At 41.9% G+C, this 19,626-nt stretch carries 19 protein-coding genes and 1 pseudogene; 11 read left to right on the top strand and 9 right to left on the bottom strand.

The features are described from left to right. Window positions 1-25 precede the first annotated feature (25 nt). The gene (locus CJ483_RS15430; RefSeq protein ID WP_120036049.1) at window positions 26-352 is read left to right on the top strand and encodes an STAS domain-containing protein; all 327 of its coding nucleotides are present in this window, start codon (window positions 26-28) and stop codon (window positions 350-352) included. A 221-nt stretch (window positions 353-573) separates the two neighbouring features. On the opposite strand, the gene CJ483_RS15435 is transcribed toward CJ483_RS15430, so the two are convergent. The 3 genes and pseudogenes from CJ483_RS15435 to CJ483_RS15445 all read right to left on the bottom strand — a co-directional run bounded on the left by CJ483_RS15435 (window position 574) and on the right by CJ483_RS15445 (window position 2,719). Continuing rightward, window positions 574-1,029 (bottom strand): hypothetical protein, encoded by a 456-nt coding sequence (locus CJ483_RS15435; protein ID WP_120036050.1) that lies wholly within the window; start codon window positions 1,027-1,029, stop codon window positions 574-576. Window positions 1,030-1,113: 84 nt separating this feature from the next. Further along, a pseudogene (locus CJ483_RS15440) lies at window positions 1,114-1,902 on the bottom strand (HAD family hydrolase); the annotation flags it as partial. Window positions 1,903-2,455: 553 nt separating this feature from the next. Further along, window positions 2,456-2,719, bottom strand: a complete 264-nt coding sequence (locus tag CJ483_RS15445) for a hypothetical protein (protein WP_120036051.1) — start codon at window positions 2,717-2,719, stop codon at window positions 2,456-2,458. 230 nt (window positions 2,720-2,949) lie between these two features. On the opposite strand from CJ483_RS15445, the gene CJ483_RS15450 reads away from it, so the two are divergent. The 7 genes from CJ483_RS15450 (at window position 2,950) to CJ483_RS15480 (ending at window position 8,016) form a co-directional block, all read left to right on the top strand. Further along, a complete protein-coding gene (locus tag CJ483_RS15450) occupies window positions 2,950-3,225 on the top strand; it encodes a hypothetical protein (RefSeq protein ID WP_120036052.1) in 276 nt (91 codons plus the stop codon). Beyond that, window positions 3,222-4,103, top strand: a complete 882-nt coding sequence (locus CJ483_RS15455) for a diacylglycerol/lipid kinase family protein (RefSeq protein ID WP_120036053.1) — start codon at window positions 3,222-3,224, stop codon at window positions 4,101-4,103. Before CJ483_RS15450 ends, CJ483_RS15455 begins: the two co-directional genes overlap by 4 nt. Before the next feature lie 123 nt (window positions 4,104-4,226). Then, on the top strand, window positions 4,227-4,733 hold the full coding sequence (locus tag CJ483_RS15460; RefSeq protein WP_120036054.1) for a DUF4178 domain-containing protein: 507 nt from the start codon (window positions 4,227-4,229) through the stop codon (window positions 4,731-4,733). Window positions 4,734-4,752: 19 nt separating this feature from the next. After that, on the top strand, window positions 4,753-5,424 hold the full coding sequence (locus CJ483_RS15465) for a PspA/IM30 family protein (RefSeq protein WP_120036055.1): 672 nt from the start codon (window positions 4,753-4,755) through the stop codon (window positions 5,422-5,424). A 30-nt stretch (window positions 5,425-5,454) separates the two neighbouring features. Further along, window positions 5,455-6,015, top strand: coding sequence for a DUF4247 domain-containing protein (locus CJ483_RS15470; RefSeq protein ID WP_120036056.1), 561 nt, complete (start codon window positions 5,455-5,457; stop codon window positions 6,013-6,015). A 27-nt stretch (window positions 6,016-6,042) separates the two neighbouring features. Beyond that, window positions 6,043-6,438 carry a DUF350 domain-containing protein gene (locus CJ483_RS15475; protein WP_120036057.1) on the top strand — a complete coding sequence of 132 codons (396 nt, stop codon included), beginning with the start codon at window positions 6,043-6,045 and terminating at the stop codon, window positions 6,436-6,438. Between the two features lie 24 nt (window positions 6,439-6,462). Continuing rightward, window positions 6,463-8,016 (top strand): polyamine aminopropyltransferase, encoded by a 1,554-nt coding sequence (locus CJ483_RS15480; protein WP_120036058.1) that lies wholly within the window; start codon window positions 6,463-6,465, stop codon window positions 8,014-8,016. Between the two features lie 98 nt (window positions 8,017-8,114). On the opposite strand, the gene CJ483_RS15485 is transcribed toward CJ483_RS15480, so the two are convergent. Genes CJ483_RS15485 through CJ483_RS15495 form a run of 3 tightly spaced genes read right to left on the bottom strand, consistent with a single transcriptional unit; the run spans window position 8,115 to window position 11,792 of the window. Then, window positions 8,115-9,599: a sodium/proline symporter gene (locus CJ483_RS15485; RefSeq protein WP_120036059.1), complete on the bottom strand. Its 1,485-nt coding sequence runs from the start codon at window positions 9,597-9,599 to the stop codon at window positions 8,115-8,117. 35 nt (window positions 9,600-9,634) lie between these two features. After that, the gene (locus CJ483_RS15490) at window positions 9,635-10,600 is read right to left on the bottom strand and encodes an ornithine cyclodeaminase family protein (protein WP_120036060.1); all 966 of its coding nucleotides are present in this window, start codon (window positions 10,598-10,600) and stop codon (window positions 9,635-9,637) included. A 31-nt stretch (window positions 10,601-10,631) separates the two neighbouring features. Then, a complete protein-coding gene (locus tag CJ483_RS15495) occupies window positions 10,632-11,792 on the bottom strand; it encodes an NAD(P)/FAD-dependent oxidoreductase (protein WP_120036061.1) in 1,161 nt (386 codons plus the stop codon). A gap of 161 nt (window positions 11,793-11,953) precedes the next feature. Here CJ483_RS15495 and CJ483_RS15500 point away from each other — a divergent pair, with 161 nt between their 5' ends. After that, entirely contained in the window at window positions 11,954-13,162 is a 1,209-nt protein-coding gene (locus CJ483_RS15500; protein WP_120036062.1) for a CdaR family transcriptional regulator, read from the top strand. 100 nt (window positions 13,163-13,262) lie between these two features. Here the strand turns inward: CJ483_RS15500 and CJ483_RS15505 are convergent, their stop codons facing one another. Both CJ483_RS15505 and CJ483_RS15510 read right to left on the bottom strand, forming a co-directional pair. Next, on the bottom strand, window positions 13,263-14,645 hold the full coding sequence (locus CJ483_RS15505) for an FAD-binding oxidoreductase (RefSeq protein WP_120036063.1): 1,383 nt from the start codon (window positions 14,643-14,645) through the stop codon (window positions 13,263-13,265). Between the two features lie 267 nt (window positions 14,646-14,912). Beyond that, window positions 14,913-15,095, bottom strand: a complete 183-nt coding sequence (locus tag CJ483_RS15510) for an SE1832 family protein (protein ID WP_120036064.1) — start codon at window positions 15,093-15,095, stop codon at window positions 14,913-14,915. A 47-nt stretch (window positions 15,096-15,142) separates the two neighbouring features. Here CJ483_RS15510 and CJ483_RS15515 point away from each other — a divergent pair, with 47 nt between their 5' ends. Continuing rightward, on the top strand, window positions 15,143-16,264 hold the full coding sequence (locus CJ483_RS15515; RefSeq protein WP_259455682.1) for an NAD(P)H-dependent flavin oxidoreductase: 1,122 nt from the start codon (window positions 15,143-15,145) through the stop codon (window positions 16,262-16,264). A gap of 359 nt (window positions 16,265-16,623) precedes the next feature. Here the strand turns inward: CJ483_RS15515 and cls are convergent, their stop codons facing one another. Next, a complete protein-coding gene (gene cls, locus CJ483_RS15525; RefSeq protein ID WP_259455683.1) occupies window positions 16,624-18,078 on the bottom strand; it encodes a cardiolipin synthase in 1,455 nt (484 codons plus the stop codon). A 156-nt stretch (window positions 18,079-18,234) separates the two neighbouring features. Between cls and CJ483_RS15530 the strand changes: the two genes are divergently transcribed. Next, entirely contained in the window at window positions 18,235-19,623 is a 1,389-nt protein-coding gene (locus CJ483_RS15530; protein ID WP_120036066.1) for an L-cystine transporter, read from the top strand. The last annotated feature ends 3 nt before the right edge of the window (window positions 19,624-19,626 follow it).

Below are 19,626 nucleotides of genomic sequence, written 5' to 3' on the forward strand. Positions count from 1 at the left end.
AGAGCTGTCTGGTCCATTTATTGCGTTGTCTTCCGGTTTAGCATTTATTCCTCTTTTCGGTGACATAACGAAGGAAAAGCTGGAAGCCATTACTGGAAAGGCATTGCAGTCCGCTTATGAGGGAGATTATAGCCATATTGTAGTGGATTTTACTGCGGTTGGACAAATAGAAAAGGAGGGCGTGGATAAGCTGCTTGAACTTTTCACTATGCTAAGATATATGAGTGGTGCCGAGATTGAAGTAGTCGGAATGAAGCCGCATCATTCTCAGATAATGAACTCCCTCCAAAATAATTGGTCTTTTTCATTTTCTTCCTCACTAGCAGAGGTATTGCAAAGAAAAAATAAATAAGCATCAATCGCTCAATAACCCGTGTGGTGATCTTCGAGTATGGATGAATGGAAGAGAGAGGAGAAGTGGCCCTTGCATCCAATAGGAGCACTTCTGTATGAAGTTTTACTAACCCAGCAGTCAGGCCAGCTCAAACAAGATAGATTGAAATTTGAAGTATGAGAACAGTCTTCTTTCGTCCACTAATAAAAAACAGCGACGGGCAAAAGCCCGTCGCTGTTTTAAAATTCCACTTGAACTTGCTGTAGTTCTTCTTCTGTTTTCTCTGTAAATGTGTAACCGAGCTCTTTTAGCTGGCTGCAGATATTTGTAGCACATTGATCGTCAACAATAAGAAATGTCTGATCAAATTGCATTTTATCCTTAATAGAAGCGAGCAAATCAAATAAAGCACTCGTTCTTTCTTCCTTAAGGGATTGAGTTAATGCGGAAGTTTCTGTTGTAACGGGTACAATCCAAAGCTCACATTTATTAGGCACTTTCAAAAGCTGTTCGAACACTTCTGCTTTTTCAAGGGGTGTCCGTAATGTTTCATCATGAATTTCATATACACGTTTCGATGACAAGACTTTTTCTCTAAATGGAAAAATTCCTTGCTCATCGAATACTTTTATCTCTAATTTAGAAGCCTGAGGCATTTGGTTTTCCTGCGCATTTTGTTTTAAATGGCTGGTCATGTTTCTCTCTCCTTTTCCTTCTTCCCCTGATATGTATAAAAGGGATGTGCTATTCTATTCCCTTTTTGAGAAGAAGAAAACCTATTAGACACTTGCTAATTTTTGGAGAGTATCAGCCACTTCACTTAGGGTGCGAACTGTATAAGTTGGCTTGGCTCCTTCTACTTTTCTATCATCACCGTGATCAATAAGGATAGAATCCATGCCAATACGAGTAGCACCAAGAATATCCGTCCCTAAGTTGTCGCCAATCATGATAGCCTCTTCACGTGATACATCCATCAGTTTTAATGCATGAGTAAAGATAGATGGGTCTGGTTTTCCAAATCCAAAGTTTCCTGAAATGACGATATGTTCAAAATAAGGCACAAGCTCTGGCGTCATCGTTAACTTTTCCAGTTGAAGGGATGGAGCGCCATTCGTTAAAAGCAAAAGTCGGAAGTCATTTTCTCTCAGCTTATCAAGCACTGTAATGGTGTCATCATATAAGAAGGGAGAGTAGCGGCGTACTTCTCGAAATCGCTCTCTTGCCCATTCTTCCGCCCCTTGAATGCCGACGGACTCTAAGCCGTTTTTCCATGTGTTTAATTGATAGTCACTAATATCTTTGCCCATCTGGCGCAGCTGCCAGTGATGGACGTCCCCAAAATCTCCCCAAAGCCCCTCAAATGGATTAATGCCAAGATGAAGCGTAACCGGGTAAAAAGAATATTTCTGGTATTGCTTTCGTGCTGCTTCTCTGATAGAGGATTCAATGGCATCCTTTTGAATTCCATATTTCTGTTCTAAGTCGCCGCATGTCACATCGAAGGCGGTTTGAATACTTTTGCGATCATTTAAAAGTGTGTCATCTAAATCAAAAAAGACTGCTTTTTCATTCTATAAAGGCTCCCTTTTAAACATAATGTTGAACCTAATTCTACACAAATGTCAGAATTCCTGCAAAATAAAATGAAAGCCACCTTGTTAAAAGTGGCTTTGGCGTGCGCAGCTGAAATTTTTATCATGCACATGAATGTGATCGAAAATATTTGTCTTTCGAGGCGCAAAGCTTGATGAAGAATGGAGAACCAGGAGGACCATAAGTGCTACAGACAGGTGAGTAATGAAGAATGCGAGCGTTTGCCAACAGACTGAGAAGCCGCTTAATTAAAAGTGGCTTCATTCTTCTTTCCTCTAAAAATAGAAAACAAAGAAGGAAGTCGATATTTGGGCGGCTCTCTTTTTATAGGAGGAGGCTGCAGGCCATTTAGCAACAGGCGATCACGAATAGCTATCTCCTGGTGTTCCAATTTCTCCTTCATCCATCTTTGATATTGGGCAAGTTCTTTAACAAGTTCTTTGTTTACTTCGATCAGTGTCTCTTGCTGTTGCTCAAGCCGGGCAATCCGCTCATGTAATTCATCATTTTCAGCCGGGGTATGGACTATTTTTTCGCTTCTTCTTTTTTTTCCGGCTCCACCTTCATTGCCAGCTCAATCGCTGTTTCAAGGGCCATATTTTGTTCCTGTATAAGTTTCAGCAGACGCTGGACAGTAATAATATCCTTTTGATAAAAGACACGGGAATTATTTAACCCTCTATCAAAACGATAACCGGCATCTTCTAACGCTAGCGCATACTTTCGGAGTGTGCTTGCACCGACTCCAAGGCTCTTGGCTACTTCCGAGCTGAAATAAGCCTGCTCCATGTTCATCCCTCCGTTAATTAGTTATGTGGTACTTCCTCAAGCGGCTGATTCCGGGACAATAGACTGTTATTACTACTTTCCATAGGAATAAATAAATTCCTTTCACTACTTTTGTTGATTGATCAGTAGTTTTGTCGAGAAGAGCTTAAAAGATTTGCTGAAACCCTCAGTTGAAAAAGCAGAGAAAAGGGTATATAAAGGATATTATTTGATCAATGGGTGGATTGCTTATGAAGCTGAAAAGGTGGACCTATTCCCGTCGGTATAACATTAAGGCTGTTTTTGATAAGTTTCCTAATTCGAATGTTATTTTCCGAACGATTAACCAATTTTATTTTATTTATATTGTCAACTGGTCAGAAAAGGATCCGGTGGTAACAAGAGAGGATCTGGAACAGATGGAGAAATTGCTGAATGAAGAAATGGGAACAGCGCTCTTTTATCGTTACCGCAAGTCACAAATAGACGATGGGAAAGAGGAGCCAAATGGGGGGAAAGCTGAATGAAGAAAGCAATGGTTATTGCCAATCCTTCTTCAGGAAAAGAAGAGGCAGAGATTTATTTAAAAAAGATCCGTCGACAATTGGAGAGCAAGGAATATAGAGTGGATATCCGTTTGACGAGCAAAGAAGGTGATGCGGTAACATGGGCATCAGAGGCTTGTGCGAACAAGTATGAGGCAGTCGTTTCAATCGGAGGAGATGGGACGCTGAGTGAAACAATAAATGGTCTGGCGGAAAAAGAGTACAGACCGGCACTCGGTATCGTCCCGCTTGGTACGATAAATGATTTTGCCAGGGCACTAGGTATTCCACTTGATCCCGAAGAGGCAATCGCTATCATTGGAGGAAGTAAACTTCAGAAAACGGATATCGGAAAAATCAATAATCGCTACTTTTTAAATATCGTAGCTCTTGGCGAGATCGCTGAATCAACGGCAGATGTATCAGCCGGACAAAAAACAGTGCTTGGATCATTTGCTTATTTTTTGGAAGGCGCAAAAACACTCGTTCATAAAACATCATTTGATGCGGCCGTTATCGCTGATGAACAACAGTGGGAGGGAGAGGCGCTGCTATTCCTTGCTGCTTTAACGAATTCTGTTGGCGGCTTTGAAAATATAGCGCCGGAAGCAAAAACGGATGATGGCAAATTGCACTGTTTTATTATTAAAGATACAGCTCTTCCGAAGCTTGTTCGAGTGATAGCCAACCTGTTGAAGGGCAATTTAAAAAAAGATCCCGATGTTCTCTATTTTCGCTCCAGCCAAGTAACCATTTCTTCAAGCGTACGGTTAAAAGCAAATGTGGACGGTGATACGGGGGAGAAAGTTCCAGTCACTCTTCAAGTGTTAAAGGAACATATAAATGTTTTTACACCATAAATGACTGAAAGTAAAAAATATGAATAAAATACAAAATAGTGAAACCACATACAGAAAAGAGCGTATATCATAAAGAGATTAGAGAATTCTTATGAAGAAGCGCTAGTACATGGAGGTGAAAATATGGGGTTTTTTGACCGGTTGTTTAAAAAAGAAAAAGAGACGGTGAAGGTAGAAGAAAGAACCGTTTTAAACCTACAGGTCGGTGATATTGTTACATATGATCTGCTGGATTACCAAGTAACGGGGAAGCTTCATTATAATGACAGCGGCTTTATGTGGGATGCTTATCAATTGCAAGGAGAAACCGGAGTTTTATGGCTCGCTGTGGAAATGGATGATGAATTAGAACTTGGAATGTATCGCGCTGTTAAACTGCCGCTTGAAGAGCCAATTCCTAAAAAAATCACCTATGATGGCCGAGAATATAGAATGATAGAGAGCGGTAAGGCGTACGTTAAAGGAGAAGGGCGCAGCCAGAATGTGCATGGAAAAGAATTAAAGTACTTTGATTTTGAAGATGATTCCGAAGAGCATTTTTTGTCTGTTGAAATATGGGGCAGCGAAGTAGAAGTAAGCTATGGTTATGCCATTGAAGAATATGAACTAAAAATTTTAGCGGGAAGCTAACTAACTGGGAGGAGTAAACATGTTTCAATTTTTTAAAAGAATGAAGACCTACGTAGGATCAGAATTAAATGCAGCTTTAGACAAAGCGGAAGATCCGGTGAAAATGCTTGACCAGTTTATGCGGGAAATGGAAATGGACATCCGCGATGCAGAAACGGCTGTGGCTAAGCAGATTGCTAATGAAAAAATGCTGAAAAAGAAGCTGGATGAAGCCAATAACATGGTAGAAAAACGCCAGCAGCAAGCTATTACTGCGTTGGAAGCAGGAAACGAGGATCTTGCCCGCCGTGCTCTTGAAGATAAAAAAGTGTATGAAGGCCAGGCTGAATCAATGCGCTCAGCTTATGAACAGGCGTCGCAAGATGCGGCTGTTTTACGGGAAAAGCTTGATGAAATGAAGAGGGAATATCAGGAAATGAAACTGAAAAAAGATTCGCTGAAGGCTCGTGCTGAATCAGCGAAGACAAGAACTAAAATGAACCGGGCGATGTCTTCCATTGGTGGGGATGAATCTCGTCGGGGATTTGAGCGCATGGAAGAAAAAGTATTGCAGTATGAAGCGGAAGCGGAAACATCTGATGACTTAAGGTCTTCTTCACGTGGGATTGATGAGGAACTGGATGCGTTGAAAACGAACAGTGCAATTGATGAGGAGCTAGCTGCACTAAAGAAAAAATTAGGGAAAGAGTAATTCTTTCCTCTTTTTATTGGAGTGTTTTCCATGAAAAAACAACTATTATTGTTAGTTACTTTATTTACCTCCGCGGCCGTTTTGTTAGCAGGCTGCGGATCGGTACAAATAGAAGACTACATATCAGATAATTATTCGCTGATTGATGTCGTTCGCAGCCAAGCTGCAGAAGATTCTTATGTTTACTTGGCTGAAGATCAACAAGTGAAAGAGGTAGCGGATGAACTGATCCAGGTGCAGGAGCCTGATGAAATTGGAAAGTATGTAAATGGTAAACAAGTGCTTATTTATGATGATCAATTCGTCATTTTAACTGAGGCACCTAAAGAGCCGGACCAGACACTAATCGAAGTGTCTGACCAGGAATTTGTCCGTAATCATTATCATCCGGGCTTCTTTCAAGGGATGCTCCTTGGAAACATGTTAAGCAATATGTTTGGAGGAGGCTGGGACCGTGATCAGCGCTCGCGCTGCAATTCAGCTTACAATAACGATTGCTATGGCGGCTATGGTTCGACTGGTAGATGGAATCCTGGAGCAGCCGGACGTGGTTCTACTTTTCGAGGCGGGGGTCCGGGCACAGGAAAATAATTGATTACTCAGTAGAGGAGAAATGATATGAATCCGTTTTTATTAACCTTCCTTTATTTTGCTGTAGCCATTTTAATTGTATTGGCTGGTTTATTTATTTTTGAGATGGTTACGAGAAAATATAAAGATTGGCATGAAATTAAAGAAGCTAACATTGCTGTAGCATTGTCTATCGGTGGGAAAATCATCGGTATCTGTATTATTTTAATGTTCTCTATCCTTCATAATGATACGATTGTAGAAACGTTAATCTGGGGTGGATATGGAGTTGTTTTGCAAATGGCTGCTTATTTGTTATTTGAACTGTTTACGCGCAACTTCTCAGTACAAGAACAGCTGAAAGCACGTAATACGGCTGTTGGGATTGTTTCTTTCTGTGTTTCTGTTGGACTTTCGTTTGTAATTGGCGCGTCTATTACATAGGAGCGCATGACAGGTGGCACGCAAATGGATAAAAAAGAATTGTTAAAACAAAGCAGTAGTATTTACTGGGCATCAGGCATTGTTTCAATATGTGGCATTATTTTTGAAGTGCTGTTTGGTGCTCTTGGCTCTTACATACTTGGAGATGGCGTAAAGCAATACACGCTAACAATCTCGCTATTCTTAACTGGCATGGGCATCGGTGCCTTTATAAGTGAAAAAATCACAAAGCAGCTCGTCCTCTCCTTTATTTGGATTGAATATGGCATTGGACTCATTGGCGGATTTTCAGCTTTGCTCTTGTTTGGCGTAACGGCTTATTTACCGGATGGAACGGATGCGCTCTTTTTATATACAGTTACACTTATTGTTGGTGCCTTAACAGGTGTGGAATTGCCGGTTTTAATCCGCAAAGCCAATGACATTGGTGTTGCTTTGCATAAAAGTACAGCAAAAGTGTTGTTTTCCGATTATGCAGGCGGGCTCATTGGCGGACTGCTATTTTTGTTTTTGCTGCGCCCTTATTTTGGCCTCGTGAAAACGGCCTTCATCGTGGCAATGATTAATGTGGCGGTTGCGCTTTGGGTAGCCGTGAAATTCAGGAAGGAACTGAATCGGTTTTCTTTGCATGCAGGAGCAGGAGGTCTTTTGCTTTTATTGATCATCATCGGCATTTTAATGGGGGAAGAAGCAGCTTTTCACTTTGAACAAAAGCTATACAAAGATCCAATTGTTTATTCAGAGCAAACGAGTTATCAGCAAATTGTATTAACAAGAGAAGAAGGAGACACGCGGCTTTATTTAGATGGACAGCTACAATTTAGTTCAGCAGATGAACATCGCTACCATGAAACACTTGTTCATCCGGCTATGTCAGCAGCGGGCGGCCATCAGCGTATATTGATTCTCGGCGGGGGAGATGGGCTTGCTGTCAGGGAAGTATTAAAATATAAAGATACGCGCTCTATCACTCTGGTAGACCTTGATCCTAAAATGGTGGAGCTTGCTAATACGCATCATTTATTAACAGAGTTAAATAAACGCTCTCTTACAAATAAAAAGGTGGAAGCCGTTCATCAAGATGCCTTTCGCTTTCTGGAAGAATCAGATGGTTTCTATGATGTTATTCTGGTGGATTTGCCTGACCCGAATAATGAATCGCTTAACAAATTGTATACGATGGAATTTTATTCGCTGCTTCGCAACCATTTAACTCCCGGCGGAGCAATAATGGTCCAGGCGACAAGCCCAGTTTTTGCCCCACAAGTATACTGGACCATTGATAGAACGATACAGGCAGCAGGGCTTTCAACAAATAATCTTCATGTTGATGTTCCAAGTTTCGGCGGCTGGGGATTTGTTCTTGCTTCACGCCATCCGATTTCTCTCAAAGATTTACAAATAAAAGCAGAGACCCGTTATTTAACAACGGAGCTTTTGCCGGCGCTTGCCCGGTTTGGAAAAGATGAGGATGCCAAAATTGAAGACGAGAGCGGACATCCAGTTGAGTTAAGACCCAATACATTAATTCGGCCGAATCTTATTGAAGTATATGAAAAATCATGGAAATATTATTAAATGAACCAATGGTTCAAAAAAAGCTGTATCCAAGTCGATAAGTAACCGGCTTGGATACAGCTTTTTAATTATCTGGATTGATGCAGAACGCGGTCTGGCTATCCAATGCTTTTTGTTGATATATCGCTCTCTTTTTTATTTTTTATAATGCCGACACTTTCTTTCGCCGGGAACAGCAGGCTGAAAATGATGCCAAAGAAGGCAGCGATGAAAAAGGTAGTAAAGCGGGAAGAGATGATTGCCTCAAGTGGAGTGGAAATCCACACGACTGTGCTGATAAATCCGGCAAGAATCGTAGCGATGACCCCGATACCGGAATAACGCTTCCAGAAGAACGTGAGAATGATAGCTGGAGAGAGGGTACAACCAACGCCAGCCCAGGCCCAGCTAACGACAAGATATACAAGAGATTTAGATGTTAATGCAATGAGCAATCCTAGTAGGCCAGCTCCGATGATGGTTAATCTTGATACAGTTACCAGCTGTTTTTCTGTCATCTTTTTGCCTAGTGCGTTATTGACGATGTCTTCACTGACTGAGCTTGTAATGACAAGCAGTTGGGAGTCAGCAGTAGAAATAATGGCTGCCAAAATTCCTGAAAGTAAAATACCGGCCATCCATGCTGGAAGCAAGTCTAGCACCATAAAAGGTAAAATCGTTTCAACATCAGCAAACTCTTGCCCTTGGTATAACGTGAGAGCGGTCAGACCAATCATAAAGGCCCCGCCATAAGCAAGAAGGGTCCAAATGATAGCGACACGGCTGGCTGTTTTTGCTTCTTTATCATTTTTCAATGCCATAAAGCGAGCGCTGAGCTGTGGCTGGCCGCCTAGAAAGCCAAAAAACCAGGCGAAATTATTGAATAGAAGGAGGCCGAGGGCAAATCCAACTGCTCCACCTGTCCATGAATCCATCGTAGGACCGGAGGTGGCAAGTGCCGCACTAATAGAAAGGTCTGCGGCATGAATATGAAAAAGGGCAACAATTGGCAGGACGACGAGAGTGACAAGCATCATTAAGCTTTGAATCATATCTGTCCAGACAACAGATGTAAACCCGCCAAGATAAGAGAGGACAATAACGATAACAAGACTAAGAAGAGCTCCTACAGTGGGATCAATTTTAAAAACAGTAAACAAGGTTTTTCCGGCACCAGCAATTTGAGCGCCGAAATAAAACATCATAAAGCTGATAATTAAAATAGTAGACATCCACAGGATGATCTTTCCCTGGCTACCGAATCGTTTCGCTAAATAGCCGGGTAATGTCATAATTTTATGCTCTTCGGCTTCGTCCATAAATCGCTTCGCTAAAAATAACCAAGAGAAAACAATTCCTAAAGAGATGCCGACAGCTACCCATATACCAGAGAGTCCGGTAGAAAAGACAAAGCCAGTATAACCGAGGAGGAGCCATGCTGATTCACCGGTTGCCCTTTCTGAGAAAGCAAGCGCCCAACCAGGAAGCTGTTTGCCGCCGAGAAGGAAGGAAGCGTGATCCATTTCCCTTCGGCTGAATAGGTAACCAGCGCCAAGCATTAATAAGCAATAAAGAATGAATTCAACCATTATGATCGTTTGCATGTTTTATCATCCCTTTCAGAGTTTTTCACAGCTTTTTATAACTCTACGTCCATCCCAATTCCCTGTTGGACAGCTTTTTCATAGATGGTAGAGGCAGCAATCAAATCAAATAAGGCCATGCCAGTTGATTTAAAGATCAGCGGTTTTGGTGCATTTAACTGTAGATTGTGTTTACCAGAAACCACGCTGGAGAAAGGGATAATTTGCGACTGGGTGAACCAGCCTGCTCTCAACGGATCCATCACATCTCCTGATTCTTGGATAGCATCAAGTGTATCGATAAAGAGAGAATCAGCTTGTTTAAAGAGCTGTTCGGGAAGCTCGCGCATATGTGGTTGGAAAGACCCGATAGCGATAATCAGCTTGCTGTTATATAAAGAAGATTCATCCGGCAGGACAGGTGTACTGGACGTGGTGGCAGTCACTAGGATATCTGACCGGCTGATCACTTGGCTAAGATCATTTTCGATGCGAATAGTTATGCGCGGAGACAAGTAGGATTGAATTTTTCGAGAAAAGTTGGCAGCTTTTTCAGGTGTGCGGTTAAATAAGTAAATGTTTTGAATGTTACGTTCTAAGCATATAGCTAATAATTGATAAAAGCCTTGCACACCGGTACCGATCAATCCGACAGAGGCAGCATGAGCCGGAGCTAAATAGCGAGCGGCTAATCCTCCTAAGGCTCCTGTACGCAGCCCGGTTAAATAAGTGCCATTTAGTAAAGCTTTTGTTTGCCCATCCATGCCATCAATTAACATCATCGTTCCTTGGACAACGGGGCGGGATTGGTTGTCTGGAAAAACACTGACGATTTTTGTGCCGAATGATTGGCGGGCATAACAGGGCATAAGCAACAGAGTATTGTCTTCATAGGCAATGTGCGTTCTTGCATCCATCTGAAATTGTTCTTTGTCGTAAAGCTTATAGGCGATCTCCACTGCCTCGATTATGTCTGCCATTTCAACAGCCTGTTGCATGCTTTTTTGATCCAGTATTAGCAAATTACTCCCCCCTTTATAAAAAATAGATTAATTAAACAATAGCGTGTTCCAATACCAAATCATTTTCAGCAAATCTTTCTACGCGCAAAGGAGTAAGATCGAGCGTTTCGTATTTTCCTTTATAAATCAGTTCAGCTAATCCAAGACCAACCCCGGGAGCTTGCTGCATTCCGTGCCCGCTAAAGCCGAGAGAGAGATAATAGCCCTTCATTGTTGGATGCTCTCCAATAATGGCGTTTTGATCTTCGGTGTTAAAGTCATACAGACCTGCCCATCCGGACTCAAGCTTGGCCTCTTCAAAGTTGGGAACACGATGAGCTAACACTGGCCAAAGCTCTTCAAAGTAGGAGCGTTTCCAAGAGAAATCAATCCCCGGCTTCACGTCTTCTGAATAGCCAGTGATAATACGATCTCCTTCATGACGGAAGTAAACACCGGTTGGGTCAATTGTTAATGGCAATGGCTTTTCAAGTGGAACGGAAGGATGGAACTGGAATATTTGTCTCTTTAAAGGGACAACAGGCAGAGAAAGTCCGATTTTATCACTAAGAAGAGCTCCCCAGGCACCAGCACAATTAATCACTATAGGTGCATTAAATTCTTCTCCGTCCAGTAAACGGACCCCTGTTATTCGATGATTCTCCGTTAAAAAAGTATCTACCTCTTTAGAAATATAGTCGACGCCAAGCTTTTGTGCGTTTTTCTTATATGCCTGCATGACTGAGTAGGCATCCAAGTAACCGTCTTCGGAACAATACAGTCCGCCCGCCAGGTCGCTCACTTCCAGTTCAGGTATAATCGAGTGAAGCTCGGCAGGAGAAAGAAATTGAGAAGGCACCCCAAGCTCGTTTTGCAGTTTTCTTTGGCACTCAATCGCCGGCACCATTTCTTTTTTTGCTAGAAATAAGTAGCCTCGTTGCTGGAAGTCGATTTTAGCCGGTTCTCCATCAATGGACATGTCTTTGGAGAAAGATTGATATTTTTGCAGGCTATAACGGCTCAGTTTTACATTGATGGCCGTTGTAAATAATTGCCGGATACCACCTGCGCTCCGAGGAGTGGAGGAAAACTCATAAATTGGGTCTTTTTCAAACACGACGATCGTTCCCTCAAAACCAATTTTACGCAAAGAATAAGCTGTGCTTGATCCCATAACCCCGCCGCCTACGATAATAATATCTGCTTTTTTCATCTAAGAACCTCCTGTGTATTGTTTGAATTATTTACCATTATATTTAGAAAGCGCTTTCATTCAATGTGCAATTTATACAAAAATTTGATAAAATAAAAGAGAAAATTAATCGGAATATTCAAAATAGTTTCGTGAGGATAGCTAACTATTGAGGTGAAGACATGAAATTTTTTGAACAAATTGCCCAATCGATTGTAGAAAAAACGTCAGCTGTCTTAGAAGTATCGATGAGTATTACTGACGCAAAGGGAACAATCATTGGCTGCAGTAATTTAGAAAGGCTAGGTTCTCATCATGTTGTTACAGAGGAGGTAACAAGGGCGGGGCGATCGGTTATTTTTACGAAGGAAAACATAGCAGGCAGAGAAAATGTATTGCCGGGCGTAGCGACGCCGATACGCTTTCAGCAGCAAATTATTGGGGTTCTTGGCATTATCGGAGAACCGGATGAGGTAGGGAGATACGTAGAATTCGTCCGGACACATATAGAAATGCTTCTGCAAGAGTCTTTTCGAACAGAGACATTTTATTTGCAAATGAAAACGACCGAAATCTTTATCCAGCATCTCATCCACTTTAAGGAGTGGGATAACGAAGAGGCCCTTCACAATTACTGCGAAATGTCAGGCTTCCATTTTGACCGTCCCCGCATGTGTATTCTTATTGACATAGCCGCTTTGCATGCAGCAACAGAGGAGATAAAAGCAATCAGAATCTCGGAATATGATTTATTTCAAATTATTAGCAATTATTTTGAAGACCACTCTGAGGATATTATTAGCCCGATTAATCGGGGGCAATGGATGGTCCTAAAGTATATGGATGGCTATGAGCCTTCGAAAACAAGGCGTCAGTGTGAGCAAGCATTAAAAGCTTTAAAAAGGTTTCTTCAAGCCCACCACATTCCTGGACATGTATCTATTGCTTACGGGAAGAGTTACACGGGCTTCGCAGGGGTCAGCCGCTCTTACCAGCAGGCTTTACAAACATTATTAACAGGAAAAAAATATAAAAAGAGCTTGTCGGGGGTGTATGCGTTCGATGACTGGAACATTTTATTGAATACTCTCATTCAAGAAATTAACCCGGCTTTCACCGAAACTTTGGGTGATTATGTTGAAAAGTTATTATCTCATCCCAATGCTTCGATATTGGCAGAAACGTTCCTTGTCTACTGTGAACAGGGATTGAATGTCAGCCGGGCGGCCAGGAAGTTATTTGTTCATCGCAATACTCTCTTATACCGCTTGAACCAATTGAATGAAATTCTTTTTATGGACACACAATCTTTTGAACAATGTATGCTTTTGTACATATCCCTGAAGAAAAATGGAGATCGAGACAGCAGGCAGCCTTTGCCTGCGAAGTAATGCCTTCGCTTTTATGAGAGTGTTTTAAAAAATGTTAAAGAGACACTGAAAGGTGGGACTATAAAAAAACTGTTCCGCAGGCCGCGGAGCAGTCTCAAATTTATAGTGTAACTTCTGTTGTGGCAGGAAGCAGTTTTCCAGGATTTAAGATATTATCAGGATCCAGCAGGTTCTTAATACCGGTCATCACGTTAAGCGCTTCGCCATGTTCTTGCCTTTGATACTTAATCTTGCCGAGGCCGACGCCATGTTCCCCTGTGCACGTTCCGCCGAGCGATAGAGCAAACGAAACAATTTCGCTATTTAGCCGTTCAATTTTACGAGTTTGCTCAAGGTCTTGTGGATCAAATAAGGTAAGAGTATGGAAGTTTCCATCACCAATGTGTCCAAGAACAGCCCCGTCCATCCCGTATGCTTCAATGCGTGCACGGGCATAATCGACCATTTCCGGCAGCTTCGATATCGGTACACATACATCGGTATTAATGGTTTGCAGCTTAGGGTTGCTGTGACGGAAAGCGTAGGATAAGTCATGCCGGGCTTTCCAAAGCTGTGCTCTTTTTAAGCTGTCCTTTTCAAAAACAAATGTGTAACATTGGTGTTCCTCTAACAATTCCTGAACGAATTGGGTGTCTGCTTCATTTCCAGCCTCGTTTCCGTGAAACTCCAAAAACAAAGACGGTTCTTCAGGAAAGTCTGTTCCGCTAAAAGCATTCACTTGAGCAATAGAGCGATCATCAACAAGCTCCATGCGGGCAATCGGAATGCCAGCAGTGAGTATAGAAACCGCTGCCTCTACACATTGTTTTACAGTAGGAAAGCAAGCTCTAGCCGCCATAATCGATTCGGGAATGCCATGAAGCTTTAATGTAATCTCGGTAAATAATCCGAGTGTTCCTTCCGAGCCAGCAAACAAACTGTTCAAATGATAGCCGGAAGAAGATTTTTTAGCGAGTGAGCCGGTATGAATGAGCCGACCGTCTGCCAGAATGACTTCGAGGTCGAGAATCTGGTCTCTCATCACCCCGTAGCGCACGGCCTGAGTACCGCTTGCATTCGTAGCAGCCATGCCGCCTATCGTCGCATCCGCCCCGGGATCAACCGGGAAAAAGAGGCCATGTTTATTTAGTTCTTGATTCAATTGCAGTCTTGTCACGCCAGGCTGTACTTTGACAATTAAATCTTCTGGCCGCAGCTCAATAATTTTGTTCATTTGGGTAAAGTCGACAGATATTCCTTGGTGCACAGGAATAGCATGCCCTTCAAGGCCCGAGCCGCTTCCGAAAGGAACGACGGGAGCCTTATATTCTTTAGCAAACTGAATAATCTTTTGTACGTCGTCCGTGGAGGTGGGAAATACGACAACATCAGGCAGGACAGGCTCAAAATGGGACTCATCCTTGCTGTGATGCTCTAATATCGTTTCATTGACTGTTACTTTTTCCGGGCCAAGTAGGCCGGTTAATTTTTCAACGAAATTCATCCTTTCACCACTTTCATGGAAATGATTTTTTTAAATATTCATTCATTTGAATGATAGCATACGAGGTAATTGCTGTATACTAAAGATTGTCTATAATTGCCAGTGAGGAAGAGGTATGGAGTGTATCAGTGCGTAGTGAAGCTTCAGAAGTACGGAGATGGTTTATTTTCAATAAAGGGGACTTCTAGCTTGCCCATTGCAAAAAAACCGTCCGGTTCAGCGGACGGTTGAAGGCAGAAGATAGCTTATTAAATTTGCTGGAGAAGTCTATTTGGAGAGAGTGGCAAGCTCTTCATTAAGCTCTTGCAGTTCCTTCTCTATGCGTATGAGCTGTTCTTCGGCTTTCGATACACCGTTTCCTGTAGACTCAAGTTTTTCAATGTCTCCTTGGATCCGAATGTAGTCCATTTTCAGTTCAGCGATTTTTGATTCAATTTCAGATTTTGTCATTCTTTTTTCTCCTTTATTATTTTCTTATATATTAAGGGAGAGAAAGAATGGATGGCAACTTTAAAGAATGGAGGATAATGATGTTTGGATTAAATCTAAAACTGCCGGTGTGGCAAGCGCCGATGGCAGGAGTATCCACACCAGAGTTAACAGCAGCTGCTTCAAATGCCGGTGTGCTTGGCAATGTTGGTGCTGGTTATTTATCGGGAGAGCAAACAGAAGAATTTATCCAGCGTGTAAAAAGACTGACAAATGCTCCTTTTGGTGTTAACTTGTTTGTGCCCGAGCAAGTAAAGACAACCCATGAGCAAGTAACAGCAGCCCATCAGCTGCTTTCTCCGTTTCGCGAGCAGCTTGGTATAGCAGAAGACGTAGACAGCATCTCCTTTAGCCCTCCTGCTTTTGATGAGCAACTTGCTGTTGTTTTGCAAGAAAAGGTAAAAGTATGTTCATTTACTTTCGGGCTGCCGCCGAAAAGAGCAATAGAGAAATTAAAGGAAAACGGGATCATTACGGTCGGCACAGCGACAACAGTGGATGAAGCCCTTGATTGCGAAAAGGAAGGGATGGATGCTGTTGTAATCCAGGGGAGTGAAGCAGGTGGACATAGGGGGACGTTTCAGTCACCTGAGAGCTTGATTGGTTTAATGGCGTTGCTGCCACAGGCTGCTCAGGAAGTGCGCATTCCCGTTATTGCAGCAGGTGGGATCATGAATGGAAAAGGAATTGCAGCTGCCCTTTGTCTTGGTGCTTCAGCTGTGCAGCTTGGCACAGCGTTTCTAGTTACAGCAGAAAGCGGTGCCCATCCACTCCATAAAGAGGCTATTCTATCAGCGAAGGAAAATGATGCGGTATTGACAAGAGCTTTTTCTGGGAAAACAGCCCGCGGCATTTCCAATCGATTTATAAAGGAAATGCAGCAGCATGAAGAAGTGTTTTTGCCGTATCCACTGCAAAACACATTGACACAACCTATAAGAAAACAGGCGGGAAAACAAAATAACAAAGAATATTTATCTCTCTGGTCAGGTCAGGGGACAAGATTGAGCAAACAGCAGACTGTCAATGAATTGGTTGAGAGTCTAGTAGACGAAATGGACGCCTCTTTATTAGCAGCTAACCGGACAGTACAGAATATAAGAAGAGGCTCTCTAACAGAACCACAATAATCATGATAAGAAAACAAATAAAAAATCAGCCCATAAACGGCTGATTTTTTATTTATATATTTAATAAAATTGCACAAAGTCAAAAGCTAGATTTAAAAAGAATAGGGAATGAATAGCGACAAAGATTAATCCTTGTTTGTTTAATTTTTGTGTGATTACTTGATCCATATATATCACCCCGTTAAAAGTTTGTAGGTTTATTATATAACCATTTTCACAAAATTTCAAAACTTTTTTAACTAATTTGTCACATTTTTTTTGGATTGGGCCTTGACTTATTTTTTTGTATGGGAATTGCATCCTTTTTTTCAAAAAGAAAGACAAAACGAAAGAGAGCAGAGGCTCTCTTTCGTTTTGTCTTATAAAATTGGAGATAGCAGCCTGGAAATGGATTCTTTAAATTTAATCATTGTTGTTCGGTTTTTATAAAGCTCTGGAGTGAGCTCAAAGCAAAGTTCCATATCTTTTTCAAATATCTCTGCTAGTTTTCGTCCTGTCTCATGGTGGTAAATAAAAGCATTCACTTCAAAATTTAAACGGAAGCTGCGTACATCAATATTGGCTGTCCCGACGGAACTTAGTTTTTTGTCAACAACAATTGTTTTTGCATGAATGAAGCCGGCATCATAAATGTATGTTCTAGCCCCGGCTTTTATTAGCTCGCCGATATAAGAATAGGTAGCCCAGTACACAAACAAATGATCAGGCTTGTTTGGTATCATGATTCGAACATCTACACCTGAAAGGGCAGCAATCCGTAAGGCGTCCAGCAGGCTTGCATCAGGAATGAAATAAGGTGTTTGAATGTAAACGGACTCCCGTGCTGACGAAATCATTTTGATATATCCGTTTTTTATCTGTTCCCATTCTGAATCCGGCCCGCTTGTCACAATTTGCATGGACACATCATTATTAGAAGGGCTGTTTGGAAAGTAAGTATCTGAGTAATGGATGTCATGGCGATCCGAGGCCTGGTTCCAATCCAAGATAAATCGAGTTTGAATTGAATGGACAGCTGTCCCTTCAATCCGTAAATGGGTATCCCTCCAGTAGCCGAATTTTGGATTAAGTCCTAAGTACTCATCGCCGATATTGAATCCGCCGACATAGCCAATGTTCCCATCAATAATCGCAAGTTTACGATGATTGCGATAGTTGAGGCGCAAATTAATAAAAGGGATTTTTGAAGGGAAAAAGATTTCAACGATGCCGCCAGCTTCTATCAATTCTTTGAAGTGTCTTTTGTGTACACCCCGGGATCCCATTTCATCGTATAAAACCCTTACTTTGACGCCTTGCTTTGCCTTTTCTGTTAACAAATGAACAATTTCTGATCCGAGATCATCCACACGAAAAATGTAGTACTGCAAATGAATATGGTGTTTTGCTCGTCTGATATCTTGAAGCAGAGAATGAAACTTATCTTTCCCGTCGATGAAAATGTTCACATCGTTGTCCTCGGTTAGAATGGCATCGTTATTGCGCAGCAGCATATAGACTAAGTCCTCGTTTTCTTCAGTATGAGGGTTGCGAAAACGAAACAATTGATTTTTAATCTCACGCATTTGAGTTTGGATGGTTGATTCAATGCCAATTTTCACTTTTTCATCCCAGTCAAACAAATGCCGTCTGCTTAAATTTTGGCCAAAAATTAAGTAAAGAATAAAACCAAGGATAGGAATAAACAATAAGACCATCAGCCACGCCCAGGTAGCTGCGGCATCCCGTCTTTCCATAAAGATAACGACAATAGAAAAAGAAAAGTTCAACAAAAAAAGAGCGTAAGCAATCCAGCTCCACATATGTGCTTCCATTGTTTCCACCAGCTTTATCGATAGTATTTAGATCTATGTTAACAAGGAAAGATAAATATTTCTATAAGTCAAATTAGGAAGAGGAATGAAAAACCTACTTGACACATAGGAATAGATGATATAGGCTATTCGTTAGTGAAAAGGAGGAAAGTACCTATGAACTTATTTTTCATCATTATAAATGTAGTAGCCCTGCTTGTTTTGGCAGGTGTTTTATATGGGATGCAGAAAAAGCATATCTCGTTTTCAAAGCGAGTATTTACCGCTCTAGGAATGGGAATTGTCTTTGGTTTTATCCTGCAGCTCATTTATGGGTTGGAATCAAAAACATTACTCCAGTCTACGGAGTGGTTTAATATTATCGGCACGGGCTATGTCAAACTATTGCAAATGGTAGTCATGCCGCTTGTATTTATTTCGATTGTTTCTGCTTTTACAAAGCTCACTCTCACAACGAATCTTGGAAAGGTTGCTGGGCTGATTATCGGTTTGCTTGTTGGCACGACAGCTATCGCAGCAGCTATTGGGATCAGTGCGTCTCTCGGATTCCATCTTGAAGCCGTCCAAATTCAGGGGGGAGAAACTGAGCAGGCACGGGGAATGGAAATTGAGCAACAGTATTCAGAGATTCAAGATCAGTCCTTCCCGCAAAAAATTATTGAACTCATACCGGCTAATCCGTTCCTTGACTTTACAGGCCAGCGGAGCACTTCTACCATTGCCGTTGTAATCTTTGCGGCCTTCGTCGGATTCGCTTATCTTGGCATTAAAAGAAAAGAACCGGAACAAGCTGAATTTTTCAAGAAAATGATTGATGCCATTTACTCGATTGTCATGCGTATTGTGACACTTGTGCTACGTATTACACCTTATGGAATCTTGGCTATCATGGCAAAGACGGTAGCAACGAGCAACTTTACGGCCATTGCAAAGCTCGGAGAATTCGTCTTGGCTTCTTATATAGCGCTGGCTGTTATGTTTATTATTCACTTGCTTATTTTAACTCTCGTCGGATTAAATCCAATGACTTATGTGAAGAAAGTATTGCCTGTTCTGTCATTCGCATTTACTTCCCGCTCAAGTGCAGGTACATTGCCTTTAAATGTTAAAGCGCAAACGTCATCACTAGGTGTGCCTGAAGGGATTGCAAACTTTGCCGGTTCATTCGGACTATCAATCGGTCAAAATGGCTGTGCAGGTGTATATCCAGCTATGCTTGCTGTAATGATTGCACCAACAGTAGGTATTAATCCACTTTCTCCAACGTTTATTTTGACATTAATCGCAGTGGTAGCGATCAGTTCATTCGGAGTAGCCGGCGTTGGTGGCGGAGCTACGTTCGCAGCTATCCTGGTATTATCAACAATGAACCTTCCTGTAGCGCTTGCTGGTCTACTGATTTCGGTAGAGCCATTAATCGATATGGCACGTACTGCAGTGAATGTCAGCGGCAGTATGACAGCAGGGGTCGTAACGAGCCGTATCACCAAAGAATTAGATACGACTGTTTACAATGAAGAACAAAAAGAAGCCATTTACAGTTAATAA

This window comes from Bacillus sp. PK3_68, assembly GCF_003600835.1.
Taxonomy (GTDB): Bacteria; Bacillota; Bacilli; order Bacillales; family Domibacillaceae; genus Pseudobacillus.